Source organism: Treponema sp. OMZ 857, from assembly GCF_024181085.1.
Lineage (GTDB): Bacteria > Spirochaetota > Spirochaetia > Treponematales > Treponemataceae > Treponema.
In genome coordinates this window covers 494,498-517,647 of the sequence record NZ_CP051147.1, presented here as the reverse complement: position 1 = coordinate 517,647, position 23,150 = coordinate 494,498, and the positions used below count along the sequence as shown (strand labels likewise).

27 protein-coding genes and 2 pseudogenes are annotated in these 23,150 nt (G+C 33.8%); 2 read left to right on the top strand and 27 right to left on the bottom strand.

What is annotated here, in order from left to right; genetic code table 11:
- Window positions 1–105 precede the first annotated feature (105 nt).
- From E4N66_RS02300 to E4N66_RS13070, 23 genes and pseudogenes are all read right to left on the bottom strand, one after another.
- On the bottom strand, window positions 106–552 hold the full coding sequence (locus E4N66_RS02300) for a hypothetical protein (RefSeq protein WP_253728814.1): 447 nt from the start codon (window positions 550–552) through the stop codon (window positions 106–108).
- Window positions 553–1,421: 869 nt separating this feature from the next.
- Window positions 1,422–1,622, bottom strand: coding sequence for a hypothetical protein (locus tag E4N66_RS02295; protein WP_253728813.1), 201 nt, complete (start codon window positions 1,620–1,622; stop codon window positions 1,422–1,424).
- Window positions 1,623–2,135: 513 nt separating this feature from the next.
- Window positions 2,136–2,768 carry a hypothetical protein gene (locus E4N66_RS02290; protein WP_253728812.1) on the bottom strand — a complete coding sequence of 211 codons (633 nt, stop codon included), beginning with the start codon at window positions 2,766–2,768 and terminating at the stop codon, window positions 2,136–2,138.
- Window positions 2,769–2,936: 168 nt separating this feature from the next.
- A complete protein-coding gene (locus tag E4N66_RS02285; protein WP_253728811.1) occupies window positions 2,937–3,353 on the bottom strand; it encodes a hypothetical protein in 417 nt (138 codons plus the stop codon).
- A gap of 613 nt (window positions 3,354–3,966) precedes the next feature.
- Complete coding sequence (locus tag E4N66_RS02280; RefSeq protein WP_253728810.1) at window positions 3,967–4,398, bottom strand: hypothetical protein; 432 nt, start codon at window positions 4,396–4,398, stop codon at window positions 3,967–3,969.
- 861 nt (window positions 4,399–5,259) lie between these two features.
- Window positions 5,260–5,784, bottom strand: a complete 525-nt coding sequence (locus E4N66_RS02275) for a hypothetical protein (protein WP_253728809.1) — start codon at window positions 5,782–5,784, stop codon at window positions 5,260–5,262.
- Window positions 5,785–6,026: 242 nt separating this feature from the next.
- Window positions 6,027–6,572, bottom strand: a complete 546-nt coding sequence (locus tag E4N66_RS02270; RefSeq protein WP_253728808.1) for an imm11 family protein — start codon at window positions 6,570–6,572, stop codon at window positions 6,027–6,029.
- Entirely contained in the window at window positions 6,572–6,967 is a 396-nt protein-coding gene (locus E4N66_RS02265; protein ID WP_253728807.1) for an AHH domain-containing protein, read from the bottom strand. The genes E4N66_RS02270 and E4N66_RS02265 overlap by 1 nt, the downstream gene beginning before the upstream one ends.
- Complete coding sequence (locus E4N66_RS02260) at window positions 6,964–7,464, bottom strand: hypothetical protein (RefSeq protein ID WP_253728806.1); 501 nt, start codon at window positions 7,462–7,464, stop codon at window positions 6,964–6,966. The genes E4N66_RS02265 and E4N66_RS02260 overlap by 4 nt, the downstream gene beginning before the upstream one ends.
- Before the next feature lie 8 nt (window positions 7,465–7,472).
- Window positions 7,473–8,405, bottom strand: coding sequence for a hypothetical protein (locus E4N66_RS02255; protein ID WP_253728805.1), 933 nt, complete (start codon window positions 8,403–8,405; stop codon window positions 7,473–7,475).
- Between the two features lie 113 nt (window positions 8,406–8,518).
- Window positions 8,519–8,887, bottom strand: a complete 369-nt coding sequence (locus tag E4N66_RS02250) for a hypothetical protein (protein WP_253728804.1) — start codon at window positions 8,885–8,887, stop codon at window positions 8,519–8,521.
- Window positions 8,888–9,311: 424 nt separating this feature from the next.
- Window positions 9,312–9,551, bottom strand: a complete 240-nt coding sequence (locus tag E4N66_RS02245; RefSeq protein WP_253728803.1) for a hypothetical protein — start codon at window positions 9,549–9,551, stop codon at window positions 9,312–9,314.
- A 14-nt stretch (window positions 9,552–9,565) separates the two neighbouring features.
- Window positions 9,566–9,697 (bottom strand): hypothetical protein, encoded by a 132-nt coding sequence (locus tag E4N66_RS12990; protein WP_256478227.1) that lies wholly within the window; start codon window positions 9,695–9,697, stop codon window positions 9,566–9,568.
- Between the two features lie 107 nt (window positions 9,698–9,804).
- Window positions 9,805–10,215 carry a hypothetical protein gene (locus E4N66_RS02240; RefSeq protein ID WP_253728802.1) on the bottom strand — a complete coding sequence of 137 codons (411 nt, stop codon included), beginning with the start codon at window positions 10,213–10,215 and terminating at the stop codon, window positions 9,805–9,807.
- Window positions 10,216–10,607: 392 nt separating this feature from the next.
- Window positions 10,608–10,964: a hypothetical protein gene (locus tag E4N66_RS02235; RefSeq protein ID WP_253728801.1), complete on the bottom strand. Its 357-nt coding sequence runs from the start codon at window positions 10,962–10,964 to the stop codon at window positions 10,608–10,610.
- A gap of 404 nt (window positions 10,965–11,368) precedes the next feature.
- Window positions 11,369–11,800: a hypothetical protein gene (locus E4N66_RS02230; protein ID WP_253728800.1), complete on the bottom strand. Its 432-nt coding sequence runs from the start codon at window positions 11,798–11,800 to the stop codon at window positions 11,369–11,371.
- A 4-nt stretch (window positions 11,801–11,804) separates the two neighbouring features.
- Window positions 11,805–11,936 carry a hypothetical protein gene (locus E4N66_RS12985; RefSeq protein WP_256478226.1) on the bottom strand — a complete coding sequence of 44 codons (132 nt, stop codon included), beginning with the start codon at window positions 11,934–11,936 and terminating at the stop codon, window positions 11,805–11,807.
- 58 nt (window positions 11,937–11,994) lie between these two features.
- On the bottom strand, window positions 11,995–12,435 hold the full coding sequence (locus tag E4N66_RS02225) for a hypothetical protein (RefSeq protein WP_253728799.1): 441 nt from the start codon (window positions 12,433–12,435) through the stop codon (window positions 11,995–11,997).
- Window positions 12,436–13,028: 593 nt separating this feature from the next.
- Window positions 13,029–13,266 (bottom strand): annotated as a pseudogene (locus E4N66_RS13075) (RHS repeat-associated core domain-containing protein); the annotation flags it as partial.
- A gap of 630 nt (window positions 13,267–13,896) precedes the next feature.
- A complete protein-coding gene (locus E4N66_RS02210) occupies window positions 13,897–14,238 on the bottom strand; it encodes a hypothetical protein (RefSeq protein ID WP_253728796.1) in 342 nt (113 codons plus the stop codon).
- A 323-nt stretch (window positions 14,239–14,561) separates the two neighbouring features.
- The gene (locus E4N66_RS02205; protein ID WP_253728795.1) at window positions 14,562–15,482 is read right to left on the bottom strand and encodes a hypothetical protein; all 921 of its coding nucleotides are present in this window, start codon (window positions 15,480–15,482) and stop codon (window positions 14,562–14,564) included.
- A complete protein-coding gene (locus tag E4N66_RS02200; protein ID WP_253728794.1) occupies window positions 15,479–16,108 on the bottom strand; it encodes a hypothetical protein in 630 nt (209 codons plus the stop codon). Before E4N66_RS02200 ends, E4N66_RS02205 begins: the two co-directional genes overlap by 4 nt.
- A pseudogene (locus E4N66_RS13070) lies at window positions 16,082–16,297 on the bottom strand (RHS repeat-associated core domain-containing protein); the annotation flags it as partial. The pseudogene E4N66_RS13070 and the gene E4N66_RS02200, both read right to left, overlap by 27 nt.
- 218 nt (window positions 16,298–16,515) lie before the next feature.
- Here E4N66_RS13070 and E4N66_RS02190 point away from each other — a divergent pair.
- Both E4N66_RS02190 and E4N66_RS02185 read left to right on the top strand, forming a co-directional pair.
- Entirely contained in the window at window positions 16,516–16,908 is a 393-nt protein-coding gene (locus E4N66_RS02190; protein ID WP_253728793.1) for a hypothetical protein, read from the top strand.
- A gap of 7 nt (window positions 16,909–16,915) precedes the next feature.
- Complete coding sequence (locus E4N66_RS02185) at window positions 16,916–17,083, top strand: hypothetical protein (protein ID WP_253728792.1); 168 nt, start codon at window positions 16,916–16,918, stop codon at window positions 17,081–17,083.
- Window positions 17,084–17,099: 16 nt separating this feature from the next.
- Here the strand turns inward: E4N66_RS02185 and E4N66_RS02180 are convergent, their stop codons facing one another.
- The 4 genes from E4N66_RS02180 to E4N66_RS02165 all read right to left on the bottom strand — a co-directional run bounded on the left by E4N66_RS02180 (window position 17,100) and on the right by E4N66_RS02165 (window position 22,592).
- Window positions 17,100–17,951 carry a hypothetical protein gene (locus E4N66_RS02180; protein WP_253673035.1) on the bottom strand — a complete coding sequence of 284 codons (852 nt, stop codon included), beginning with the start codon at window positions 17,949–17,951 and terminating at the stop codon, window positions 17,100–17,102.
- Window positions 17,951–19,777, bottom strand: a complete 1,827-nt coding sequence (locus E4N66_RS02175; protein WP_253728791.1) for an RHS repeat domain-containing protein — start codon at window positions 19,775–19,777, stop codon at window positions 17,951–17,953. Before E4N66_RS02175 ends, E4N66_RS02180 begins: the two co-directional genes overlap by 1 nt.
- A 118-nt stretch (window positions 19,778–19,895) precedes the next feature.
- Window positions 19,896–20,504 (bottom strand): hypothetical protein, encoded by a 609-nt coding sequence (locus tag E4N66_RS02170; RefSeq protein WP_002682966.1) that lies wholly within the window; start codon window positions 20,502–20,504, stop codon window positions 19,896–19,898.
- Window positions 20,505–20,507: 3 nt separating this feature from the next.
- Window positions 20,508–22,592: an RHS repeat domain-containing protein gene (locus E4N66_RS02165; RefSeq protein WP_253728790.1), complete on the bottom strand. Its 2,085-nt coding sequence runs from the start codon at window positions 22,590–22,592 to the stop codon at window positions 20,508–20,510.
- Window positions 22,593–23,150 lie beyond the last annotated feature (558 nt).

Here is a 23,150-nt window from a genome sequence, read left to right as displayed (position 1 = left end):
ATTGTACAAGTACGGAAGCTTTAATACATATTCCTCATACTCTTTTCTGTTCCCTCTTACCGACCTATTCCTACGAACAGATTCGACAATCGGTTCAACGATATATTATTTCACTTTAATTCTAAACGAGTTTTTCGTTAATCTTTTAACAAATACATAATCTTCAGGCAGCTCCTTTTCAAATGGAACTTCAAACCAAATACCATCATAAAAAGGTTCTCTCTCCAAATCATCAAAATAAGTATAAAGCGGATATGCTATCGCATGTCTATCTTTATCTATAAACAGCATTAAAACATCATGATTTTCGCACCATTCTTTTATTTCAACAGAATCACAAAACATCTTAATTTTATCTTTTTTATTTTTACCTTCAATAAAAACAATTTTTTCACACTTATATCTATAAATATCTGTAAGTTTTTTTTCTTTCCCGATCCATATTGCATGTAGTTTTTGATTTGTTGGTCGTAGGCAAGTAAAACAAACCAAAAAACAAACGAGAAGAAATAGAGCTATTAAAATTAATAAAAGAATAAACTGCTTTTTCATTATCTTTCTCAAAGTTGACACCCATTTACATCTATCTGCTGATATTATTGGATGCCTTAAAGCAAAACCATATTCATCTTTTCGAGAAGCACCTATTCCGTAACTAAGTAATATAGTATTGACTCCCCATACGATAGCGGCAGATACAAAAACAATTTGTTTTCATAGTCCGAAATTATTTTTTTAGATATATCACGTACATATAAAATCAAGCCTCATTAAAAATATCCTCATACTTTTTCTTATTCTCTTCATAATTTCTCATACTATTTATACAAATACTAAATAATTAATGAACTGATGAAAAATGGAATATAAAATATATATTTTATAAAAGTGACACCTAATATAAATAAAAGAAAATAGCTGAGTGCAAGAAATTTTAGTATTTTATCTCGTTTTTCATCAGTGTTCTCTTCAAAATAACATTTCATAAAAAAGAACCTATATATTAAATAAGGAATATTTATTAGAGATGAATCCGATACCGCTAATAAAATTGAAATTATAGGATCGATAAACCATATAGCACAACATACTTTTAACAGCATTAACTTATCTATAATTTGTATATTAATAAACTTTCTATCCAGTAATAATATTAAGAATAATAATGTGCTTATCATTATTTTACGTAAAAACAAACTACTAATAATAAAAATTATTTCACGCCATGAGCTTTGTGTAAAATTTAGTAATTTCAATACGATGTTTAAACATGCAGGAAAAATAAAACAAGTCCCTAGAAATATTATAAGAAAATAAAATAATGAATATTCATTTATCTTTTTTATAGCTGGTTTATCAAAAAAAATTCCTTTAATAAAAATCTTTAACATGATACTATTCCTCTATTCTTAATTCATTTATCATTTTTTTATGTTTACAATTTCTTCTTCGATGCTTTTCAATGCAGCCTTATTTGTTACATTTTGAGCTTTTAAATTATGTATTTCCATCATTTTATTAAGAGTAAATGTTCTAAGATCTCTTTTAGTTCTTCGTTGGTTTCCGGAAGAAGCTTCATCTGCTATATATTCAGCTAATGCTTGAATATTAAATATTATCAATAAAAGCGCATAACATCATGTCCGGTTATCCAGGATTAGTCAGCATTGCAATACCACCTGTACCAAAGATATTAAGGAACGCAAACAAATCAGATACCTCTTGTTTCATATAATCAAGATGCATATCAAATATTTCCATTTTACTTCCAATATCTCTATTTTTGTAATTCTCCCATCCGGGTCGGTATACTTTACCGGATTATTGGCTTGAGGCTCGCTATCGCTTCGCTGCACCATACCGCTCCAATCTTTTTGCCTCTACAGCTTTGTTCCCACAGTGTTTTTTTCTCAATACCGCCACGGATGTCGGTGGTTCTAAACAGTATCATGTTTTGTCATCAGCAAAACATGATATCAAATCTATACAAAGATGTACAGATTTGATATAGCTCCTCACAGACGGCCGTAACTCGTTCTATGGGAAGACTGAGTGAGATTTTATGTAAACCAGAATAACCTTTTTAGTAGTACTTATACATCCTCATCATACTCCCTATTAAATTTTTCATAAAATTAAAAAGTACACCTTATTATTTTAAATTCAGAATCAGGTTTTGTAATATATGAGAAGTATACTCGAAATTCTGTTCCATCACTATCAACAAACTCTCTCAATTCACCGTCTTTAATGATATAAGGACATAAAAAATAATCTCCATTCCATTGGTAAACACGCTTTGCCGCAAAAAAACATAATTGACTTCTAAATATACCAAATATTGTAGAATCAATTTTTTCATTATAAAAGGCGTTTTCCAACTCATAAAACTGTATTCTCGTTAAATCTGTTATGTCAAAAATAAAATATTTATATGCATTATATGCTGCCACATCGCCAACAAGTACCAAATATTTTTTTTCATTGTACTGTATCAAATAAAAAATTTGACTTTCTAAGAAAATATCCCATCCATTAAAATAAAACTCCTGATTGCAAAGCTCAATTTTTCCATGCTCTTTTTCTTTAGCGCCAATAAAATTCTGACGAGGATAGTACCTTATACTTTCTATACCATCTAAATCTTCAAAGTTTGAAATATAACATTCCATAAATTCTTCTTTTTTCAAGTAACTATGTTCAAGCCATCCGCTACTTTTAATTTTTACCGGTGTATAAGGACATTCTTGTACATCATAAAAATCCATATAATTCTGACCATATACAAAAATCGGATAAAATAATATGAAAGTAAAAAAAGTTTTTTTATCATTCAAATACCTCTGAGCCAGTCACATTTTTATAATGCGGATTCAATTTCCAAAAGCTTGTTCTTCCATATCTGTTGGAAGAAATATTTTTTATCATATCAATAACTAATTTATTGAATTATTATCCCACAATGTTGATAATAACAGTAACGTTCCATCTCTGCCTCTAACTACATATCCAGCATAAGGATATGCTAAAACCTGCACGTCTTCATTATAGTATGCAATATCCTTGTCTCGCAGTTCTTGCAATTCATTTAAATAATTTGTTGTATAATTAATTTCTGATTGCTTTTCAACACTGTTATCTTTTGAGAAAATATAATAATCCTTTCCAGTATTTTCATCATAATATTCAATAAAATATGCATATACATTCTTAACTTCATTTAATAAGTAGAAACCATGATCATCCTTAACGACTTCATTCGGAAAAATATAAATATCAATACTATTGATATTTGAAATAACCTTTGTACAAAACTTAGAATCATGTTCAATTCTAAAGAGTTCACTACCCACCTTGTAATTTGAACCCTAAAGTCATAAATATACTTTTATCATCGATTCTATAATCATAAAAATTAACTTGCTTAGTTTCCTTAAACGAGCAACTAAATAACATAGAAATAATGATAACAGCAAAAATATTAATTAAGCAGATTCCAGAATTCTTTATATGCTGGATCATTTTTTAATATCTCCTTATTTTCATTTAAATACTTCAATGCATCCTTTCTAGATAAAACTTGTCATCCAGTTGTTTTGCCCATTAATGGATCGATTGTTGTCAAAGTAATATTCCAAGAAGTTATATTTCTCCCTGTTTTTTCAAGTTTAAAGTAATGTCTCCCAAATGTCCATTAGACAGATTCTTTGCCATTACCCCTTGGTAAAGCGGCTCCAAGTGCTAATACCGGGTGTTGTTCCAGTTTAATTGCCCTCGAGGTTTCTCTTGTTTGTATACGGACTTTTTATCTCACTCCCTGTTCTTTTTGCAGGATGATCGTAATAAATACTTGAAAGTTTATTATTTATTACTGCTTCAATCGCTGTCCGGGGTACTACCTTCCATATTTCTGTTTATTCCTCACATACGGCTGTAACTCGTTCTGTGGGGAAGAGAGTGTAGATTTTATGTATTTATAGTCGGATCTACAGCAAACCATACAGATACATCAAAATCATCTTCCTTATATTTCCATGCAATATTTATCTTTAAATGAGATTGCTGACATACAGAAGAAATAACCAAGCAACATCCATTCTTTATTTTTAAGTAATTTATTCCTTCTACATCACCCTCCATTCCGATTTCAATATCTAAATTATTCTTAGTAAAACTAATTGCATATAAATTTTCTCCTGAATTAATACCTTCCGCTACATCATCGCATTGATAATGTAATATAACTAAAACCCTCTTTCTTTTTTGGATTGGAATAATAATTTGATAACGCTGTAATACAGAAAAATTAACAAACCGAGTAGGAAGAGGGAGATATTCATATAAATAAGGGATATCATCAATTTTAATTTCTAAACAGCCTATCGGGGTCATAATCATGTCGGTATACCTCAGCAATAAATTAAAACAAGTATTATCATAATCATAACAAATACACCCCATAAACTACAAACATATATTATAAAAAAGGATAAGAATTTATAAAATTTATGAATCCGATATAAATCATCTTTGTTTTTATCCAATTTTAATTTATAGAATTTTTTCCATACTTTATCTTCAAATTTACTATCTTTGTGTGATAAAAATGGTTTAGAGTAATTCTTTCTTTTTTCAATTATGTGTGACATATTTTCAGCTAAATCATGGAATCCGTATTTATCAAGAAAAAATGGTACCCTATATCTATATCTAATATTAAAAACAGCAAGCAAAACAACAAGAATAAAATGCGATATCATAAATATCATAAATATTGTGAAAAAAATTTTAAACGACCTCATGACATACTCCGTTATCTTAATTTAAAACATTTCCTCTTTAAAATGCTCCGCATAAGCTTTTTTAAAGTGTTCAAGTGCATCGCTCGGTAAATTACCTAATAATCCATTTTCCATTGCTTTATTCCATGCTTCTAAGAGCGATTTACCTTCACCATATAATTCAGTTGTCGTACAGGTGCAGGTTCACGACATTAAATACCCCGCCCATGCCCGGTAAGTTCTCGTTGTACTTCCTCGCCTCGTCATCTATCGGCGCAATGATTCTGAGCCGCTGCTGAATTTTCAAAGAGCAAAACTGCAAAATATTTCATGGAAATATCTTGCAGAGATTTCTTTCAAACTGTTTTATTATAATGCACTAATGGCAAATTGTAAAATACTATTTCGATATTAGGAGCTTACAGCAGTGATTTAAGCAATTTTACAAAAATTATGAGGTTTAATCTTTACTCTTTTATTATTCTTTAAGAAAGTAATCATCTATTTTTTTAGTACAAATTTTTTTTAAATCTTTTTCTTGATCCAAACACATGTTAAATGCAGCTGTATAATCTGTTGTTAATTTAAATCTCTTTATATTAACTCCTATCCAACATATATATATTACATTCTCACTATCCTCTTTTAACATTTTTGCACCAAAGTACCCAAGCCTGTTTAATCCCGTTAATACAATTTCATTATTAACAACAACAGAAAAATATGCATTTCCAATATCATAATCTCTTAATTGTATTTCCGTATTCATTATTTCTTCATCTGAGTAATAAAATTCCAATACCTCTTTATCATACTTCAAGCATTTATCAAAAGATACAAAAAACGAACATGCTTTTTCTTTAATCAATTCGTTATAATTTTTTGCAACTATTATATCATATGTATCTTTTTTATCATATTCCCAAAAAACTATCCCTGAAAAGCAACGAGCCTTTATCTGAAAAATCATAAATAATCCTATTATTAAAAATTTTCTTTTCATTTGCCACTCCATATATATGGATCATTGTTCTTTTTGCTTTTTTTATTATCTCTTTTTACAGAATCATAATTCTTCAACCATCCCTGAGCATATTCATTTATAGATAATGTTCCTGTATAACTACTTCGTGTTTTCCACGAAGTCATAGCCGGAGGTCCAATCAGATTTCCGCTTTTATCATGTGCGGGTTGTGTAGACGTTCCCCTTGGATATTGACAAGAATACCTATCTTCTTGTTCCTATCACTCCAACTCTGATAATTCAATAAAAACAAACCCCTCTAATTCACTTTGTTCAATCAGCTGTTTCGTCTGCTCATTGACATATATATTTCCTCCGATATCCTGTTTTAGTACAAATATTTTGGAATTTTCATCATTCAAATGAGAATTAAAAACGGTTTTTTTTATTTTTAAAATTCCTGAATGATCGGAAAAATAAACGATATCGGATTTAGCTTCATCTAAACAATCTAATGCATTTATTATATGCATAAAATAGTATTTTCCTAACTTACCGGTTTCTAAAGGGAAAATTTCAACATAATCGCCAAAATACGGCTCCAATACATCTTTTGCTCTCTGACTGATAGCTGGAACAGAAAAAACCGGATAATCTCCTAATACTCGCTCTTTTTTATCTCGTATTGGTTTACATCGTATCACATGCTCACATGTTCCTAAAGGTTTTGCGATCAAATTTAGACCATGAAAAAAATCAAACCAGTTGCCGATATATTCCAACCACCTATAGTTCTCTGGCTCATTTTCCAAAATATATATCTTCATCAAAATGTTCCCTCCATTAATTCTTTAGCAATCGTGTTTAATGTATCTATGACAGCTTCCCGCGTCGTTGCTTTTTCTAACGCCTTATGCACCTTTCCATAATATTCTTTTGTATGCAATCCTAGATGTTTTGCTGTATCAAGAAAAACTCCATTTACAGCATCATTTATTCCTATCTTAAATTTTGCCAAAATCATTCTTGTCTCTTTAGCATATTTTGATCCTCCTGCAACAATATGGTGAGCTGCTGTTCCCATTGGTTTTTCCGTTAGGTTTAGTGCCTTTAAAAGATTATTTCCTATCTCTATTTTCTTCCCACATACGGCTGCAACTCGTTCTGTGAGAAAAGTAGATAAGTTTTTGTTACAGTATACATCATAATTGTAAGTTTTCATTCTCTACTTATCGATTGTAGGTATCCTTTACGCTCTAATAATGAACCGATTATCTCATGAAAAAATACATTATCAATCGTATTATAGTATTCAATTATTCTTAGAATATATTTCTGAAATTCCTCATCAAAAATTGAAAGAAAAAAAATAAGGGTTACTAAGAAATCAGGATATTGCTTCCAATTCTCTTGTAAAAATAATTTTTCTGCACATGCATACCCCTTATTTTCATCGTCTTTCATTTGTGTTATACATTCCATTGCTTGTCTCATATTTTCCCCTTTCTGATTAACGATAACAACAAGCTCTGTTAGCATATCATCAATATCATCTTTCTTTATTTTGATATTCCTATAATATTCAGGAATACTATAATGAAACGATTCATCAACTAATGCAAAATTCGCGAAAAGTATTGCTGTCAATATTTCCAACGAATGAATATCGTTGGTATCTTTCTTAGCTTTTTTCATAAGCAATTTAATTTTTCTATTCATGCTTTCTCCTAGTCTTTTAGGTTTTTTCCGATGCTTAATATAACAATCCTATACTCCTGTTTATTATACGTAAATGATACACTCATATGAGGTTGATCACCAACATATATTGTATTCTTGGTTTGAATATTTTTTGACATTTCCATAACAGCTGCTTGGAATTCCTTACTGGTAGCCATTTTTCCATATTCATCGGATATTGATAATATAGTAACTTGTTCAGTTAAAGCTTCTAGAACTTGCCCTTTCGTAACTCCTTTTTTATTAAGGGCGAGGCGCACTGAACTGAGTTGAATTGATTTTCTCCCTTGTTGTATCTGAATTGTTACCGAGTTAAGCTGACAATTACGGTATTTATAAGCTTCTTCTTTTGACATAGAAACCTCTATCACTTTTGAAATAAATCTTAGTATAGGCATTACGATAAAATCTTTTATTTTCGCTCTTATTCTTTGCCCATAAACACCTCTCGCCCAAAAAGCTTCTAATAATGCACCGACAGTTTCATGAAAAAATACATTATCAATCGTGTTATAGTATTCGATTGTTTTTGGAATATATTTCTTAAATTTTCGATCTGAAATTGCCAGAAAAAAAATAAGCGTTCCTAAGAAATCAGGATATTTTCCCCAGTCTTCTTGCAAAAACAACTCTTCTGCACATTTATATGCTTTATTATTTTGCATGTCCGATATGCATTTCATTGCATATTCCATATTATCTCCTTTTTTATTAATTATGCTTATGAGTCTATTCAAAATCTCTTTTTCATCTTCTTGTCTAATTCTTATATCTCTATATTCAACAGGAATACACAGATAAAAAGATTGATCCATCAATTGATATGTCCCTGCTATAATATGCATTAAAATTCCAAGAACTTCTTTTTTTGATAAATCATTTTCTGCATCTTCCAACAACATATGAATTCTTTTATCCATGAACAATCCCTTTTATATCGTTAGTATAGTAGTAAATTTGGATTATTACCATTATTACGAATATCAATTCGATAAGTTTTACCGTTATATTCAAATGGTGCTTTCATTTGTTTTTAATCGCCATCTCCAACAGTATGCTTTGTCTTAATATTTTCTGACATTTCACTAACAGCTGTTTGAAATTTTTTACTCTTAGCCAGATGCCCATATCCTCTATTATTTGATAACATAGTTACTTGTTCATCGAGAGCTTTTTGAGCTTGACGCTTTGTCACTCCTTTTTCATTAAGAGCAAACCGTGTCGAACCAACCTTGATCGATCTTGTTCCTTGTTGTATCTGAATTGTTATAGATCCAAGCTCACGATTACGCTGCCCATTAGCTTCTTTTGCTTTTGATATGGAACTTTGTATAGCTTTTATAGCAAAATACTCAACAGTAGCTGTTAATCCAATAGCAGCTACATACCCACCCCATTTCAACAGATTGAGATCAGACGGATCAGGTATCGAAAGATCCGTTTGAATAACTGCTATAACAAATTCTTTTGCTGCTTTCCCATCCGGATCAGTTTCTCGCTCCTCGCATCAGGCATGTCTCTTTTCAAAAAGCATCGCGCTTGCTTCGAAGCTACGCCTGTCGGCTCCGCTGCACCATACCGCTTCAATCGCTGTCCGGGGAAGAGGATAGTTACGCTGTGAATAAAAAAATTTTGTTTTCACCTTAAAAAAATATTTTCCCTTTCACTACCGCCATGGATGGTGGTGGTTCTAAACAGTATCACGTTTTGCCGTCAGCAAAACATGACATCAAATCTGTACAAGGACGTACAGGCTTGATATGGATTCTCACATATGGCCGTAACTCGTTCTGTGAAAAGAGGGTGTCAACTCTAATTATAATTAATCACACTGATATAGCCTTACAGGTATTTAGAGTACTGATAAAAGGCGTCTTCCTTATTCGGTAATCCAACCGTATGATATTCTCCTGCCCTCTTGCATAATCGATTACAAGTACTCCGTTACGTTCATGACTAAACCAAAACATATCTTTATGTATAGTTTCTGCTATAAAATGATATTTTTCCAGTGCACTTATCAATTCTTTTAGCCCTGCCAATTTCTTCAAATTAATATTCCACATACTATTCTCCTTTGTCATTGAATCGCTGGTGCTGTTGAGGGAAAGCCCGAAGCGGCGAGTGCAGCAGCTCCTATAAAAAACAAGCCGGTTAAAAGTTCTTTTGCAGCTTCTTTATAATACTCCCAGTCTATTCTTGAATTCTGCATATCATAATATATCATCCCTTTTTTCAGTGAATCATTGGGGAACGTAATAAGCCGTATATCGGTTTTTAAATGATAATCATCAACATATAATGGTATGCCATTAAGCGTTATAGCATGATGTATCCTATTTTATACCTCCATATTTTCCGATTCTTTCGTATCCACGTATAAATATACTCTTTATTAGAATCATAACCTTTTATTTTTAATACAATTTCATTTTCTGAAATATTTTGAACTGAAATAGGAAATTCGCCATATTTGCATATACCCAATAGTAATTTATTTTTAGAAAACATTATTAAATACTTATGACCGGAACCAAAAATATAACCAGATTCTTTATAAACTATAAATAAAATGATATTTTCATTTCTGATTATTTCACAAGTATTTTCTGATATACTTAAAGAAAACTTGTACAATCTTTTAAATATAAGCTTACTTCCAATAATATAAACAGAAAAAATAATGATAATAAAAATCATAAAACAAAGAATTATATTTTTTATTTTCATAATCATTTTACCACTTTCTGCATAGATGCAGGAATAAATATCCCTGTTAAAACTTGATTATAACCGGTTAGACTAGAACGATACTGATACGCATTTTCACCATAATAAGGTGCGCAGCCATACGTAGTTCAAAAAACCTTGTAAGCCAGAACTCCTATTAAACCTTTTTCTTGTAAGGCACCTGCACCCTTTTGAAAGTCTTCATAAGCCATACCGTAAAACACTGCATTTTGTCCGTACAGGTGTAGGTTCACGACATATGGAATAGTCACGTGAATCATATACACAGTAATATTGCATTTTTTTCTGTCTTTAAAACTTCATATTTTTCAATCACACATTTTATAAAATCAACAGCAGTATATTTTGTTTGGATGAATTTTATGATTTATTTATAATTCCTCTTTAGTCCATACTACTGTTTCTTCATTCTCAAAAGCCACTTTTTTTATATCATCAGAAATTTTAAAAGAATATTCAAACTTTCCTGTCTCATTTTTTTTCTTAATAAAAGAAATTTTTATTAAGATTGAACATGTATCATCGTTTTCTTTTAGGTAAATCTTTTTTACTACATAGCTACTGTGCATACACAGGCCTGAAACAGTTAATATAGTATCATCTTCAACTTTATATTCTGATACTACAAAATTTGAAACATTTTTGTATTCTAATATCATATTTAATGTACATCCCCATAATTCAAATGTTATACCCAAGAAAATAATCAAATAAAATAACCTTTTCATATCTTAACCCTATTATTGTGTTAATGAATCATAGATAGTATCTGACGAAACATTTGAAGTACTTCCAACACTATATGAAGAAGAACCAGAACTCCTATCTACAGAATTTGAACTAATACTTGAAGCACCGCTACCAGAATAAAGCTCACAAGTATCGGCACCGCTGCACCATACCGCTCAAATCTTTTCGCCGCTGCTACTTTGTTCACGCGATGTTTTTTTCTCAGTACCGACACGGACGGTGATGGTTCTAAACAGTATCCATTTATCCAATCTTATATTATAAATTATACATCATTACATAAAAATACAGAGATATATTTTTTTGCACTCATTCATATATACCGACTTTTGAATTGATATACCTGCAACCAACAATCCTCAAATGCTAACGCAAATATCACTCAACCAAATTTAAGCATCAGGTTAATAGTAGATAATAATTCATCTATTTTTTCGCTTTTTATTATATCTACAACAAAATTAATTTGCTGTAAGACATCTTTATATACATATAATTTTTCATGAATTACAGTCTCCAATGCTTTTTCAATAAATTTTTCATCATAAGATTTTCCGACAGCCCAAATAACAGAATCATAATAATTTCTGCCTTTACTTAAAAAATAAATTAATTCATCTAATATATAATTTTTTTCTTCTTCGGATAAATTAACAACCAATAAATCTGAAGGAAGTAGTTGTACATAATCTGTAGGATTCTCCTTATCAGTATTTTTTTCAATTAATAAACCAAGATTGATTATTATATCCCGTTTATTTTTATTACCTTCACTAAATAATAATTCAATATATTTCTTTATCAATTCATTCATAAAGCTATTCCACAAGGTTTATACCACGCAAATTTTCTAAATCAATTCTATATTCTTTTCCTGAATATTCAAATTTCTCACGCATAACTGTGCCACCGCCTGATGTCCCCTTTGTATCCTTAACCGCTTCACTCATTCTAATTTAATTTCTAAACAATCTATTGGTGTCATAATCATGTAGATTTTCCTTATTTTCATAGAATTTCTATTTTATACTCATAAATTTTAAACTGTTTATGTCCATTTATTATAAAGAAATACTGATGCGTTTTTGCATTTTCATATTGTGCATCTATACTTATATAATAAACATTTCCGACTGGATAATCATAAGGCTGCTTTACGAATTCCTTTAAAACAGTTTGTTTTTTTATCAAATACCCCACATACTGATTATAGGCAATTCCAATTCTGTTTAAATCACTTTCAGTCTCTATAGTTCCAAAACGATCATTTTCATAATCTGTTAATAAATTATGTCCATCTATTATTTTTATATTAACCTTTCCTTTAAAAAAAGACTTCTTAATTTTTGCATAGTCTAATTTAAAACAATCAGAATAAAAATCTTCAATTACTTTAGAAATCTTTACATCTTCTTCAAAGGTTAGCTCCCTAGTATCTTTATCAGTCAACCAATCAAAGAATGTTGGAATGATAAAAAAGGAAGTAAAAATAATTGAAAAAAATCAGTAAAAAACAATAAAGTGTAATTCTATTTTTCTTCATAAACTTCCTCTCGTCGTTTTGGAATTTCCCACAAATGTATTGCCCAAGCTAAATCCGTATCTATTTTCCAAGCTTTCGGATTGTCTTGCTTATACTTTTTTTTCCATAAGGTTTCATACTCTTTAAATACAGCCGTTGTATAATCATTACAATTATTCATAAATACTTTGTATTTTTCTTTCTGTTTTTGGGTATCACCCGCACCAAATTGTTCTGTTGCTAAAACATTTTTTGCAGCCTGTTCTGTAAGTTTGTCATCCATCCCTGTATATACAATTATATATTTATTTGTTTTTCTCCCTCTATCATGATCAGTAAATCCTGAATTTTTTCCAGAATATTGACTAACAGAACCATCCTTACTGAAACCGCCTAACTCTCCGAAATCGACCAATCCATGAAGTATATAAGATAGTCTTGTTTTTTCACCTATAATATGTGCATAATGATATTTTCGGTCAGTTTCACTATCATTTATTGTTCTTTGCAAAATGGAAGCTTTTCCATCAGGATCCATATACTTCACCGGATTGTTCCCAGAATAATGATAGAGATGTAAATTGACCGTATTATATACGCCCCCCATTCCTGCAAGTTTTGACGTGTCTGCTCCTGCAGATGGTATATACTCTCCCAACGCCGGATCTCCACTCAACCATCTACTATACTTCGGGTCAAGGTAGCGTGCGCCGTAATAGTATAAGCCCCGTTTCCTCATCCATCTCCCCTTTTGAAAATATACACGCCGTCTGCTTCGTCGCTTCAAAAAAATTAATCCTCAACGTATCATAGATACGCCTGCGGTTAATTTTTCCTCGCTCCTCGCATCCGACATGTCTCTTTTCAAAAGGCATCGTTTTTCCGCTTCCGGCAAGGATTGCCGTAAGCGGAAAAACCTCCGGTAAAGTGTTTCTTGCAATTCTTATTGTTATGCTTTTGGCGGACTGCTGCATTTTGTTTACTATAACTTCAAAGAAAACAAAATGCAGCACCGCGCTTTCCGCTTCAATCTTTTTGCCGCTGCTGCTTTGTTCCCGCGGTGTTTTTCCGCTCGGCCGCTTCAAAAACCGCACCTGCATTACACGAGCGGCAAAAAGGATTTCCGCTTCAATCGCTGTCCGAGGGTGAGAATAATTAAGCTGTGAATAAAAGCAAAATGTTGTTTTCACCTTAAAAAATATTTTCCCTTTCACTACCGCCACGGATGTCGGTGGTTTTAACAGGATCACGTTTTGCCGTCAGCAAAACGTGATATCAAGCCTGTACAAGAACGTACAGGTTTGATACGACTTCTCACATACGGCCGTAACTCATTCTGTGGGAAAGAGAATACAAGCTCTTTTTTTTTAACTAATATTTTTTGATATTCACATTTTTCTAAAAAAAGAAATCAATATTTGTAAATTCCTTTTCATAGTTGGAATAAATATATATCTTGAAAACAAATATAATAAACATATCATAGCAAGCGATAGAAAAATAAAAGTTACAATTGTAATTTTATAACTTTTCTTCCAAATTTCTTCTGAGACTTCTCTTTGATTTCCATTCTTATCTGCAATAAAAAAAGAAGTTTCTGTTTTATAACTTTTTGTATTTAAAACATTTCCTCCAATTTTTTTATCAAATAAAACAAATATAATTACAAAGATAATTGCAACTAAAATACATAAACATGCCACCAAATTTAGTTTTATTTCAGAACTCATTCTTTCTCCTTTTTCCAAGTTACTTGTAAACCTGCCCCTACGCCAAAATCAAGCGCAGCTTTAAATCCTTTCATTCCAAGCGGTGTTTTTACGCTTACCAGCTTCCAAAAACCGCACCTGCATTACACGAGCGGCAAAAAGGATTTCTACTTCAATCGCTGTCCGGGGGATTACCGATGCCCTTACCGTCCCTAGTTCTGTTTGTTTCCCACAGACGGCCGTAACTCGTTCTGTGGGGAGAAAAATTATTTGAGATAACTACTGTAATACATAGACTTATCTCAAAGCATTCAAATACTTTTCAATTTATCATAGTAATGTAACTATTCAATTGTTCCTAAAATTTTAATAAACTTATCCTCAGATGAAATTTTATCAATCCTATGACTTTCAAATGAATAGCGATACCACGAATGTGGAGCGGAAGGTCTTGCTATCGTACAAAAGCTCATCAGAATAAAAATCGGCAGATATTTTATATAGTACCCATAATCAAATTTCGAAAAATAGAGATAATCAGCTGTCAGATAATATCTATCGTTTACAAAACCGTTTTTCTCATTTTTTAATCCGCGAATATTTAATTCAGTTTGTTCTAATGTATTATAGTTCAAAATAGAAATCTTTCCCTTCTCATTTATTCCAACAAAAGATTCCTTTAAAGGCATATAACCATACCCAATTAAATTAGGCTCTACCCGTTCAACCATATTTTTATTATAATTAAACTTTGTTATAGAGTTCTTTCCACTGCTATAAAAAAATATCATATCACGATAAAAACTGCATATTTGCAATCCATGAAAAGCTGCAGAACTTACAGTCCGATAATTTCTTGTTTTTAGATCTATTAGATAAAACATGTTATTATACTTCCCTTCTATCAAAGCTACAGAATCAGATACAAAGAAAAGCACTTCTCTGATAGATACGGATGGCTCATTGTACTTTACCAAAATTGATTTTTCTTCTTCTCCATTTTTATTTATGCAAATAAACACAGAATAATCTTTTTTTGCTATATGAAACCACCCTGTTTGTGAAATCTGATCAAAAGCAAAATCAGCGCCTTGCGGAATGTTAATCGTTCTACTCCCCCATTCTACAATTCTATCAGATTCCACTTCATAAATTAAATTTGATTGAATTTCTTTTCGGGAGGTATATTTACTATACGCAAAAATCAACAAACAAAAGGCCACTAAGCAAAACGATATAAAATAAATATATCTATTTTTTTTCATTTTTGCCTCCATCTTATAATAGTACTTTCTGGATTTGCGAGATAAAGATTTGCACCGATTTCATTTAGAATTGACGAACTAAATATATGGTTTATGTTTACAAAAGGATTTATTGCTTTTATACCACTACCTTGTACTGTCAATGCATTTCTTGCAAAAATTCCGCAACTATCATTAAAAACTTGATAACCGGAAAAGGATTGCCCTTCTACAAATGCTTTATTATAAATTTCTGTATCCTCACGACCATGAGTATTAAAAACTATCATTTCATCAAAATCCATTTCCTGTAAAGCGGCAATCATATCTTCACGCTTATCAAAAGTCCTTAATAAACAGCCAGCTCGGGTTGGCTGCTTCATTGATTGAGCGATCCCTTGAGTAGGAAACTTTAGAGGCAGATTGCTTAGCACTGTTGTATCATGACCCCATTTATCTTTTACAGTGCTCCCTGGCGATATATTACTTTCTATACCATTAGCTTCTTCTGATATACCAGTCACTTCAAAAAAAGCATATTTTCCATCCTTTGTTTGGACATACATCCCAGCATGCCCAAAACCTTGTGCTCCTTCATTATCCAAAATATATCCAGACTCCTTCCCATCAGGATCGATATACTTCACCGGATTATTCCCCGCATAGTGGTACAGATGTAGGTTCACCACATTAAATACCCCGCCCATTCCTGCAAGCTTTGACGGATCTGCTCCTGCAGATGGTATATACTCTCCCAGCGCCGGATCTCCACTCAGCCACCTACTATACTTCGGGTCTAAATACCTTGCTCCGTAATAATTAACGCCCGTCTCCTCTCCTTTTGAAAATATGCGGGCATCTACGGCGTCGCACTGTCAAAAGCGTACTTCCGTGTACGCTTTTGACGACGAGTTTCGGTCGGAGCCGAAACATCACTTCTGTTTAAACCAGCGGCATCCATGCCGCTTCTGAAAATCCTCACCGTATCAGAACCGCCACGGACGGCGGTGGTTCACGTCAGTAGCGTGTTTGCTCTGCAAACACGTAGGTAAAAATGTACAAGGATGTACATTTTTACCGTGCCTCCGCTTTATTTTCGGCTATCTCCTTGTATCTGCTCCGCCTCTTTTCAAAAGGCTTCGTTTTTCCGCTTCCTACCGTAAGCGGAAAAACCTCCGGTAAAGTGTTTCTTGCAATTCTTATTGTTATGCTTTTGGCGGACTGCTGCATTTTGTTTACTATTACTATAAAGAAAACAAAATGCAACACCGCGCTTGCTTCGAAGCTACGCCTATCGGCTCCGCTGCACCATACCGCTCCAATCTTTTTGCCGCTGCTGTTTTGTTCCCGCGGTGTTTTTCCGCTCGGCCGCTTCAAAAACCGCAGATGCTTTACACGTGCGGTAAAAAGGATTTCTGCTTCAATCGCTGTCCGGGGGAGGGAATAATTAAGCTATGAATAAAAACAATTTGTTTTCACCTTTAAAAAATAGTTTCCCTTTCAATACCGCCATGGATGGTGGTGGTTCTAAACAGTATCATGTTTTGTCATCAGCAAAACATGATATCAAATCTGTACAAGGACGTACAGATTTGATATGGCTTCCTCACATACGGCCGTAACTCGTTCTGGGGGAATCTAATATTTATATACAATTTCACGAGATAACGAAACCTCAATACCTCTTGCAGATTTTTTTATATAATGCTGGAAATTTCCATGTTTATCGAAATCAAAATATTCAGCCACATGATTTGCAGCAGGATCATTAGTATAACTAACAGTTTGCTTTACAAGTCTTTCATTTTGATATTCAAAAATCCGTTCACATCTCAGTTCTTCCCCATAATACTCTGCAGTGCTTTTTAATCTATTATTATCGTAAGATAGTTTCAAATAATGTTTATTTTTCTTTTCGATTCCTTTTCCGTTAAACCGTGTGCAACATATATCTGTCAAAAGCCCTGCTATGAAGCTATACTCATAAATTTCCTTACCGGACTCAATTATAGCCCCATCTGCATATCGCTCAGAATAAGATATAACAGTTACTATTATCTTATTTTTTTGATATTCTAAACTTTCCTTGTATTGCAGCACACCGCGGCAATATCTTTCTCGCTGAAAATCGTCAAGATATTTAAATGTGAAATCCCCACGTGAAAGCAACCTATCTTTCTCATCATACTGATATAAGAAAACATAATCTTCAAAAACGCTAGATTCTTCTTTATCCAACAGTCCCTTAGAATTATAGAAAAGAGTATAATTTTCTTTTCTTTCTTTCCGCTGCAGTTTTATAACTACTTTTTGTAAATTGAACTTAGATTCTTTTTCAAAGCTCGAAAAATACCAAGAATCACTTATAGATTCCAAAGTTTCAATATTGATAAATTGATTCAGTCCAACTAATGAAAATAAGTTAGCTTCAGAAAAACCACAAGCCATAACAAAAAAAAGAGCCAAAAAAATACATAACCGGCACTTCATTATTCATCTCCTATTGATTGAGTTTTAACGACCTTAAACAAATCAAATCGTTGTAATGTGTTACTTCTTGAATCATGATACAACTTTTTTCTAACGCCATTTGTATCATTTAGTGAAAGATTCATACAACCATTTTCCGTATCTGCAAACACTGCACCATGATTTATATTTACATGATGACCGTATGTCTCTGTACCTGCCTTGTTTGTTGTTTCAATTCTAGCATTAACAAAATACTCATCAGCAAAATTTTCTGTCCTACCTATAGCAATAATCATATTATCCTGCTTATCGGATTTACAAGAACAGACAAATTGAACTTTCGTATCTGTCACCCCCTTTTCTTCTAGTAATCCATTTATTAACGCTGCACCGGCTTCTGGTGTCAATAAATTTTCGTTTGAAAAAAGGTTATGCTCGTTTGCATATGCATTTGCATCATTGACAGATATATTACTTCCAAGAAGTGCTGCGGCGATTCTCGTATAGGCTGTTAATACACACCCAACATTACATATTTTTTCTTGTGAAGTTCCTAGATTATCTGAAGAATCTGCCATCATAATTGATGAATTTGCACTTCTAACAATTCTCCCATCCGGATCAGTATACTTCACCGGATTATTCCCTGCGTAGTGGTATAGGTGCAAGTTCACTACATTAAACACCCCACCCATGCCGGGGAGGTTCTCGTTGTGTTTCTTCGCCTCGTCATCTATCGGCGCTTTTGGGACATACTCTCCCAGTGCCGGGTCTCCACTCAGCCACCTCGAATACTTCGGGTCAAGGTAGCGCGCTCCGTAGTAGTACAGCCCCGTCTCCTCATCCATCTCCTTACCGGTAAAGCGGAATGGCAGCTTATCTAACCCTGCGGCGACTTCCTCTATCCACAGCTCCCCGTATGGCGTGTACTCGATATGCTCGTATTGCCTACCTCTCCAGTCGGTTACAAACTGTGCGCTGCCTAAGTGGTCACTGTGGTAGTAGTACCGTTTCTCCCGTTGCTCGGCGTTGTCTCCGTTGTTGTCGGTGTGCGTCATTGCCGTAACAAGACGGCTGTTCCCCACAAAGATGTGCTTATGTACGCGCAAGCCTTGAGGGTTGTTCTTATCCTGCACAGGGATGTGGATCGTGTAGAAGTTGTTGAAGTATAAGGTCTCGCTTCTCCCTTCCTCGGTGTACTTGAGTGCTCTTTGTCCGTCCTCACCGTAGCGGTAATGTACGGTGTAGCTGCGGTCGCTCGATTTGGTAAGTAAGTTCTTTTCGTTCCACGTGTAGTTACGGCGGTACGCAAATAGGTTCTCCGGATGACTCTCTTCCGTCTCCTTCGGGGCGTCAAGCCCGAAGCCGTAATCTATTCCGTATACATCTTCCTCTTTTGAAAATATGCGGGCATCTCCTGCGTCGCTACACAAAAATAAATGCTCGACGTATACCAGATACGCCTCCGCTTTATTTTTACTAGGCTCCTTGTATCTGCTCCACCTATTTTCAAAAGTCCTGTCAGTGGGACTGTTTAATAATAACTTTCTTTTGGCGGACTGTTCAATTTTGTTTTTTAGCATTACGAAGAAAACAAAATTGAGCACCGCGCTTGCTTCGAGGCTACGCCTATCAGCTTGCTGCACCAATACCGCTCCAATCTTTTTGCTGCATTTGTCTTCACGGGCAAGGCTCTTCCCTCCGGTCAGAGCTTGCTTTTTGCTTAAACACACCGCAAAAAGGATTTGGCTGGAAGTTCGGCTTTGCCTCACTGCATGTAACACTTCAATCGCTGTCCGAGAGAGATAGTTAGGTTGTGAATAAATACAAGGTTTTAGTTTCATAGTTTATGTTAACTCAATAATTTTGTAAAATATTATCAAAACACAAAGGAATCTATTCAGTGATAAACATTTAAGTTGACTGTATGATATATTTCACTAATTGGTTACAAAAATAATCTTACTCCTTCTTATATAAATCTTTGAAAGGCAAAGTCCAATTTTCCCCATAATAATGGGTATATGCAATTTCAAAATCAATATTTTCCAAAGTTGATCCTGACAATTTTTCGATTTGAATAATTGCTTCACATTTTAAAATAATCGTACTGATAGGAATAGGATAAAGCCCCGCTTTTTGTCCATTTAGTTTTAAACACATTAAAATTCTATCAACATAATTAAGAAATTCATCTTCAAAGACAAAATATATATAAGTTCCGTCTATAGTATATTCAAATTTTGGTTTATACAAAGAATCTTGAAGCTGTCCGTTTTCTATTTTTATAATATGAAAAATATTACTTTCATCTTCATACAGTAAACAATCAGAGGATTCTGCAATACAGTGTATAAATGATGGAATTAATGAATTTCCTTTTATCCTTTTAAATTCATTTATAATTTCTTTTGGTGCTATATGCTCCTTAAAATCAAAATAAGTGTCCTCAGATAATAATTTTACATATACCGCATTTTCATGGACTTCACATCTGCTCATAATAAACAAGATAAGTATAATGAGCATTATAATTAAAAGGAATAATTCTTTTTTTATATTTTTATACATATATTATCTCTCATACTCCTCAATTATTTGACTGAGTAAATCCAACGTATCCTTATCTATACCGGAAGTTGTCGGAACTTGCCCCTCTACTTTTGAAGATAAATGATTAAATAATCCATCTGTAAAATTAGCTTCAACAGGATTTAGAAAAAAGGCCAACCCAAAACTTATAGCAGCAAAAGCTAATTTGTTTGCATCTTCTCCTTTAAGAAAATCTATAAAATTATTTAAGTTATAAAAACCATTATATATTGATTTATCATCACCTAGTGGATCGTTAGCAAAAAATGAAGCTTTTAAGTGTTTAGTATTTGATATAAAAAGTAATCTAATATTAGATTCACCTTCCATTTTAAATACATCATAATTCTTGCCATCAAGATTTATATTAAATCGTTTCAAAGTAACTGTAGTTATAGTTTGCGCCTCAATACCTCCTTGTCTAATTTCTATGATATCTTTTGTTCCTGATAAACTATAAGAGTGATTTTTTATAGTATTTGTCTCTCTTGTTGCCCTATAATGTTCAGTATTTATAGAAAATACTGCATAACAATTTCTAAGATCAGGATTATATAAACTATTATAATGAATATCTCTATCCTCAGCTCTATTCCATGTTATTTTCCCATCCGGATCGGTATATTTAACCGGATTATTCCCCGCGTAATGGTACAGGTGCAAGTTCACGACATTAAACACCCCACCCATGCCGGGTAAGTTCTCGTTATGCTTCTTCGCCTCGTCGTCTATCGGCGCTTTGGGTATATAGTCGCTTAACGCCGGGTCTCCCGATAACCATCTACTATACTTCGGGTCAAGGTACCGCGCCCCGTAGTAATACAGCCCCGTCTCTTCGTCCATCTCCTTACCGGTAAACCGGAAGGGCAGCTTGTCCAGTCCTGCTGCTACTTCCTCTATCCACAGTTCCCCGTAGGGTGTGTATTCGATGTGCTCGTATTGCTTGCCTCTCCAGTCGGTTACAAACTGTGCGCTTCCTAAGTGGTCTGAGTGGTAGTAGTACCGCTTCTCGCGTTGCTCTGCGTTATCTCCGTTGTTGTCGGTGTGGGTCATCGCGGTAACAAGACGGCTGTTCCCTACAAAGATATGCTTATGTACTCTCAAACCTTGCGGGTTATTCTTATCCTGCACGGGGATGTGTATCGTGTAGAAGTTATTGAAGTAGAGCGTTTCGCTTCTTCCCTCTTCCGTATACTTGAGTGCTCTTTGCCCATCCTCACCGTAGCGGTAATGCACGGTGTAGCTCCGGTCGCTCGATTTGGTAAGTAAGTTCTTTTCGTTCCACGTGTAGTTGCGCCGGTACGCGAATAGGTTCTCCGGATGCGTCTCTTCCGTCTCTTTCGGCGCGTCAAGCCCGAAGCCGTAGTCGGTGCCGTATACGTCTGTTTCCGGGTCATAGCTGTAGGTAAAGACAAACTCATCGTCCTCGGTAAACGGGCCGTCTTTTTCCGCCGTAATGTTGCCGTTTGCATCATAGCGGTAGTAGCGGTTTCCTGCATGAATTAAGCGGTGTGCGTAGGCCGGGTCGTATTCGTAATCAAGACTGTAGTCAAGCTCTGCCTTGGGGTATGCGTTGCCGCGGGCGCCGGGGAGATTCGTGGTGCTTATCTTCCTTGTCATGTTCCCGTCCCCTTTTGAAAATATGCGGGCATCTACGGCGTCGCACGCCGAAAATAAATGCTCGACGTATACCCGATACGCCTCCGCTTTATTTTCGGCTGTCTCCTTGTATCTGCTCCGCCTCTTTTCAAAAGGCACCGTTTTTCCGCTTCCGGCAATCCCTGCCGTAAGCGGAAAAACCTCCAACACAGTGTTTCTTTTTAATAAGCATCCTTCTTTGGCGGACTGCTGCATTTTGTTTACTATTACTATAAAGAAAACAAAATGCAGCACCGCGCTTTCCGCTCCAATCTTTTCGCCGCTGCTGTTTTGTTTAAGCGGTGTTTTTCCGCTTAAGCGCTTCAAAAACCGCACTTGCATTATACGCGCGGCAAAAAGGATTTCTGCTTCAATCGCTGTCCGGGGGAGAGAATAGTTACGCTGATAAAAGTAATCTTTTATATCCATATAATTATTTCTTTCTATTTCACAGTTCGTATTTGTATTGCTCAATTCCCAATCTTAGTTATTTTGCCTTACCCTCTACCTATTTCCCTTTTATATTAAACTTTCTAGAAAAGATTGTTAATTCTGTTCTAACTAAGAACAAAATAACCATAATCTGAATTATCGCATTTGAATTTCGAAGTGATAATACAACAGAAAAATAGAAAAATATATCCCACATAACAAGCATCAAATTTATCTTCAAACTTTTTGAATTTTTATAAACTAACTTACAAATAATATATTGTAATACGCCCCAAAACGAACCTCCTAAAAATGAAGTTAAATATATTTCATAGCGAAACTCTTGCTTAAAAACTAGTACAAATATTACTAAACTAAACTGTAATATTGTCATTATTAATAAATGTTTTTTCATCCACTCTAAATACATATTTTATTTTTTCCCCTCATGAATTTTCCATACCCCTGTTGCAGACCACCATACAGCACCTCCAACACCAATACCACTCAAACTATTCGGGGAACCCGATTTATTTTGAGCATTCAAATCCCAAG

Coding starts and splice junctions, on each gene's coding strand:
- E4N66_RS02300 (WP_253728814.1), bottom strand. CDS start 552: ATGAAAAAGCAGTTTATTCTTTTATTAATTTTAATAGCTCTATTTCTT.
- E4N66_RS02290 (WP_253728812.1), bottom strand. CDS start 2,768: ATGGATTTTTATGATGTACAAGAATGTCCTTATACACCGGTAAAAATT.
- E4N66_RS02280 (WP_253728810.1), bottom strand. CDS start 4,398: ATGATTATGACCCCGATAGGCTGTTTAGAAATTAAAATTGATGATATC.
- E4N66_RS02275 (WP_253728809.1), bottom strand. CDS start 5,784: ATGAAAAGAAAATTTTTAATAATAGGATTATTTATGATTTTTCAGATA.
- E4N66_RS02270 (WP_253728808.1), bottom strand. CDS start 6,572: ATGAAGATATATATTTTGGAAAATGAGCCAGAGAACTATAGGTGGTTG.
- E4N66_RS02265 (WP_253728807.1), bottom strand. CDS start 6,967: ATGAAAACTTACAATTATGATGTATACTGTAACAAAAACTTATCTACT.
- E4N66_RS02260 (WP_253728806.1), bottom strand. CDS start 7,464: ATGAATAGAAAAATTAAATTGCTTATGAAAAAAGCTAAGAAAGATACC.
- E4N66_RS02255 (WP_253728805.1), bottom strand. CDS start 8,405: ATGGATAAAAGAATTCATATGTTGTTGGAAGATGCAGAAAATGATTTA.
- E4N66_RS02245 (WP_253728803.1), bottom strand. CDS start 9,551: ATGTGGAATATTAATTTGAAGAAATTGGCAGGGCTAAAAGAATTGATA.
- E4N66_RS12990 (WP_256478227.1), bottom strand. CDS start 9,697: ATGCAGAATTCAAGAATAGACTGGGAGTATTATAAAGAAGCTGCAAAA.
- E4N66_RS02240 (WP_253728802.1), bottom strand. CDS start 10,215: ATGAAAATAAAAAATATAATTCTTTGTTTTATGATTTTTATTATCATT.
- E4N66_RS02235 (WP_253728801.1), bottom strand. CDS start 10,964: ATGAAAAGGTTATTTTATTTGATTATTTTCTTGGGTATAACATTTGAA.
- E4N66_RS02230 (WP_253728800.1), bottom strand. CDS start 11,800: ATGAATGAATTGATAAAGAAATATATTGAATTATTATTTAGTGAAGGT.
- E4N66_RS12985 (WP_256478226.1), bottom strand. CDS start 11,936: ATGAGTGAAGCGGTTAAGGATACAAAGGGGACATCAGGCGGTGGCACA.
- E4N66_RS02210 (WP_253728796.1), bottom strand. CDS start 14,238: ATGAGTTCTGAAATAAAACTAAATTTGGTGGCATGTTTATGTATTTTA.
- E4N66_RS02205 (WP_253728795.1), bottom strand. CDS start 15,482: ATGAAAAAAAATAGATATATTTATTTTATATCGTTTTGCTTAGTGGCC.
- E4N66_RS02190 (WP_253728793.1), top strand. CDS start 16,516: ATGTACAAGGATGTACATTTTTACCGTGCCTCCGCTTTATTTTCGGCT.
- E4N66_RS02185 (WP_253728792.1), top strand. CDS start 16,916: ATGAATAAAAACAATTTGTTTTCACCTTTAAAAAATAGTTTCCCTTTC.
- E4N66_RS02180 (WP_253673035.1), bottom strand. CDS start 17,951: ATGAAGTGCCGGTTATGTATTTTTTTGGCTCTTTTTTTTGTTATGGCT.
- E4N66_RS02175 (WP_253728791.1), bottom strand. CDS start 19,777: ATGAAACTAAAACCTTGTATTTATTCACAACCTAACTATCTCTCTCGG.
- E4N66_RS02170 (WP_002682966.1), bottom strand. CDS start 20,504: ATGTATAAAAATATAAAAAAAGAATTATTCCTTTTAATTATAATGCTC.
- E4N66_RS02165 (WP_253728790.1), bottom strand. CDS start 22,592: ATGGATATAAAAGATTACTTTTATCAGCGTAACTATTCTCTCCCCCGG.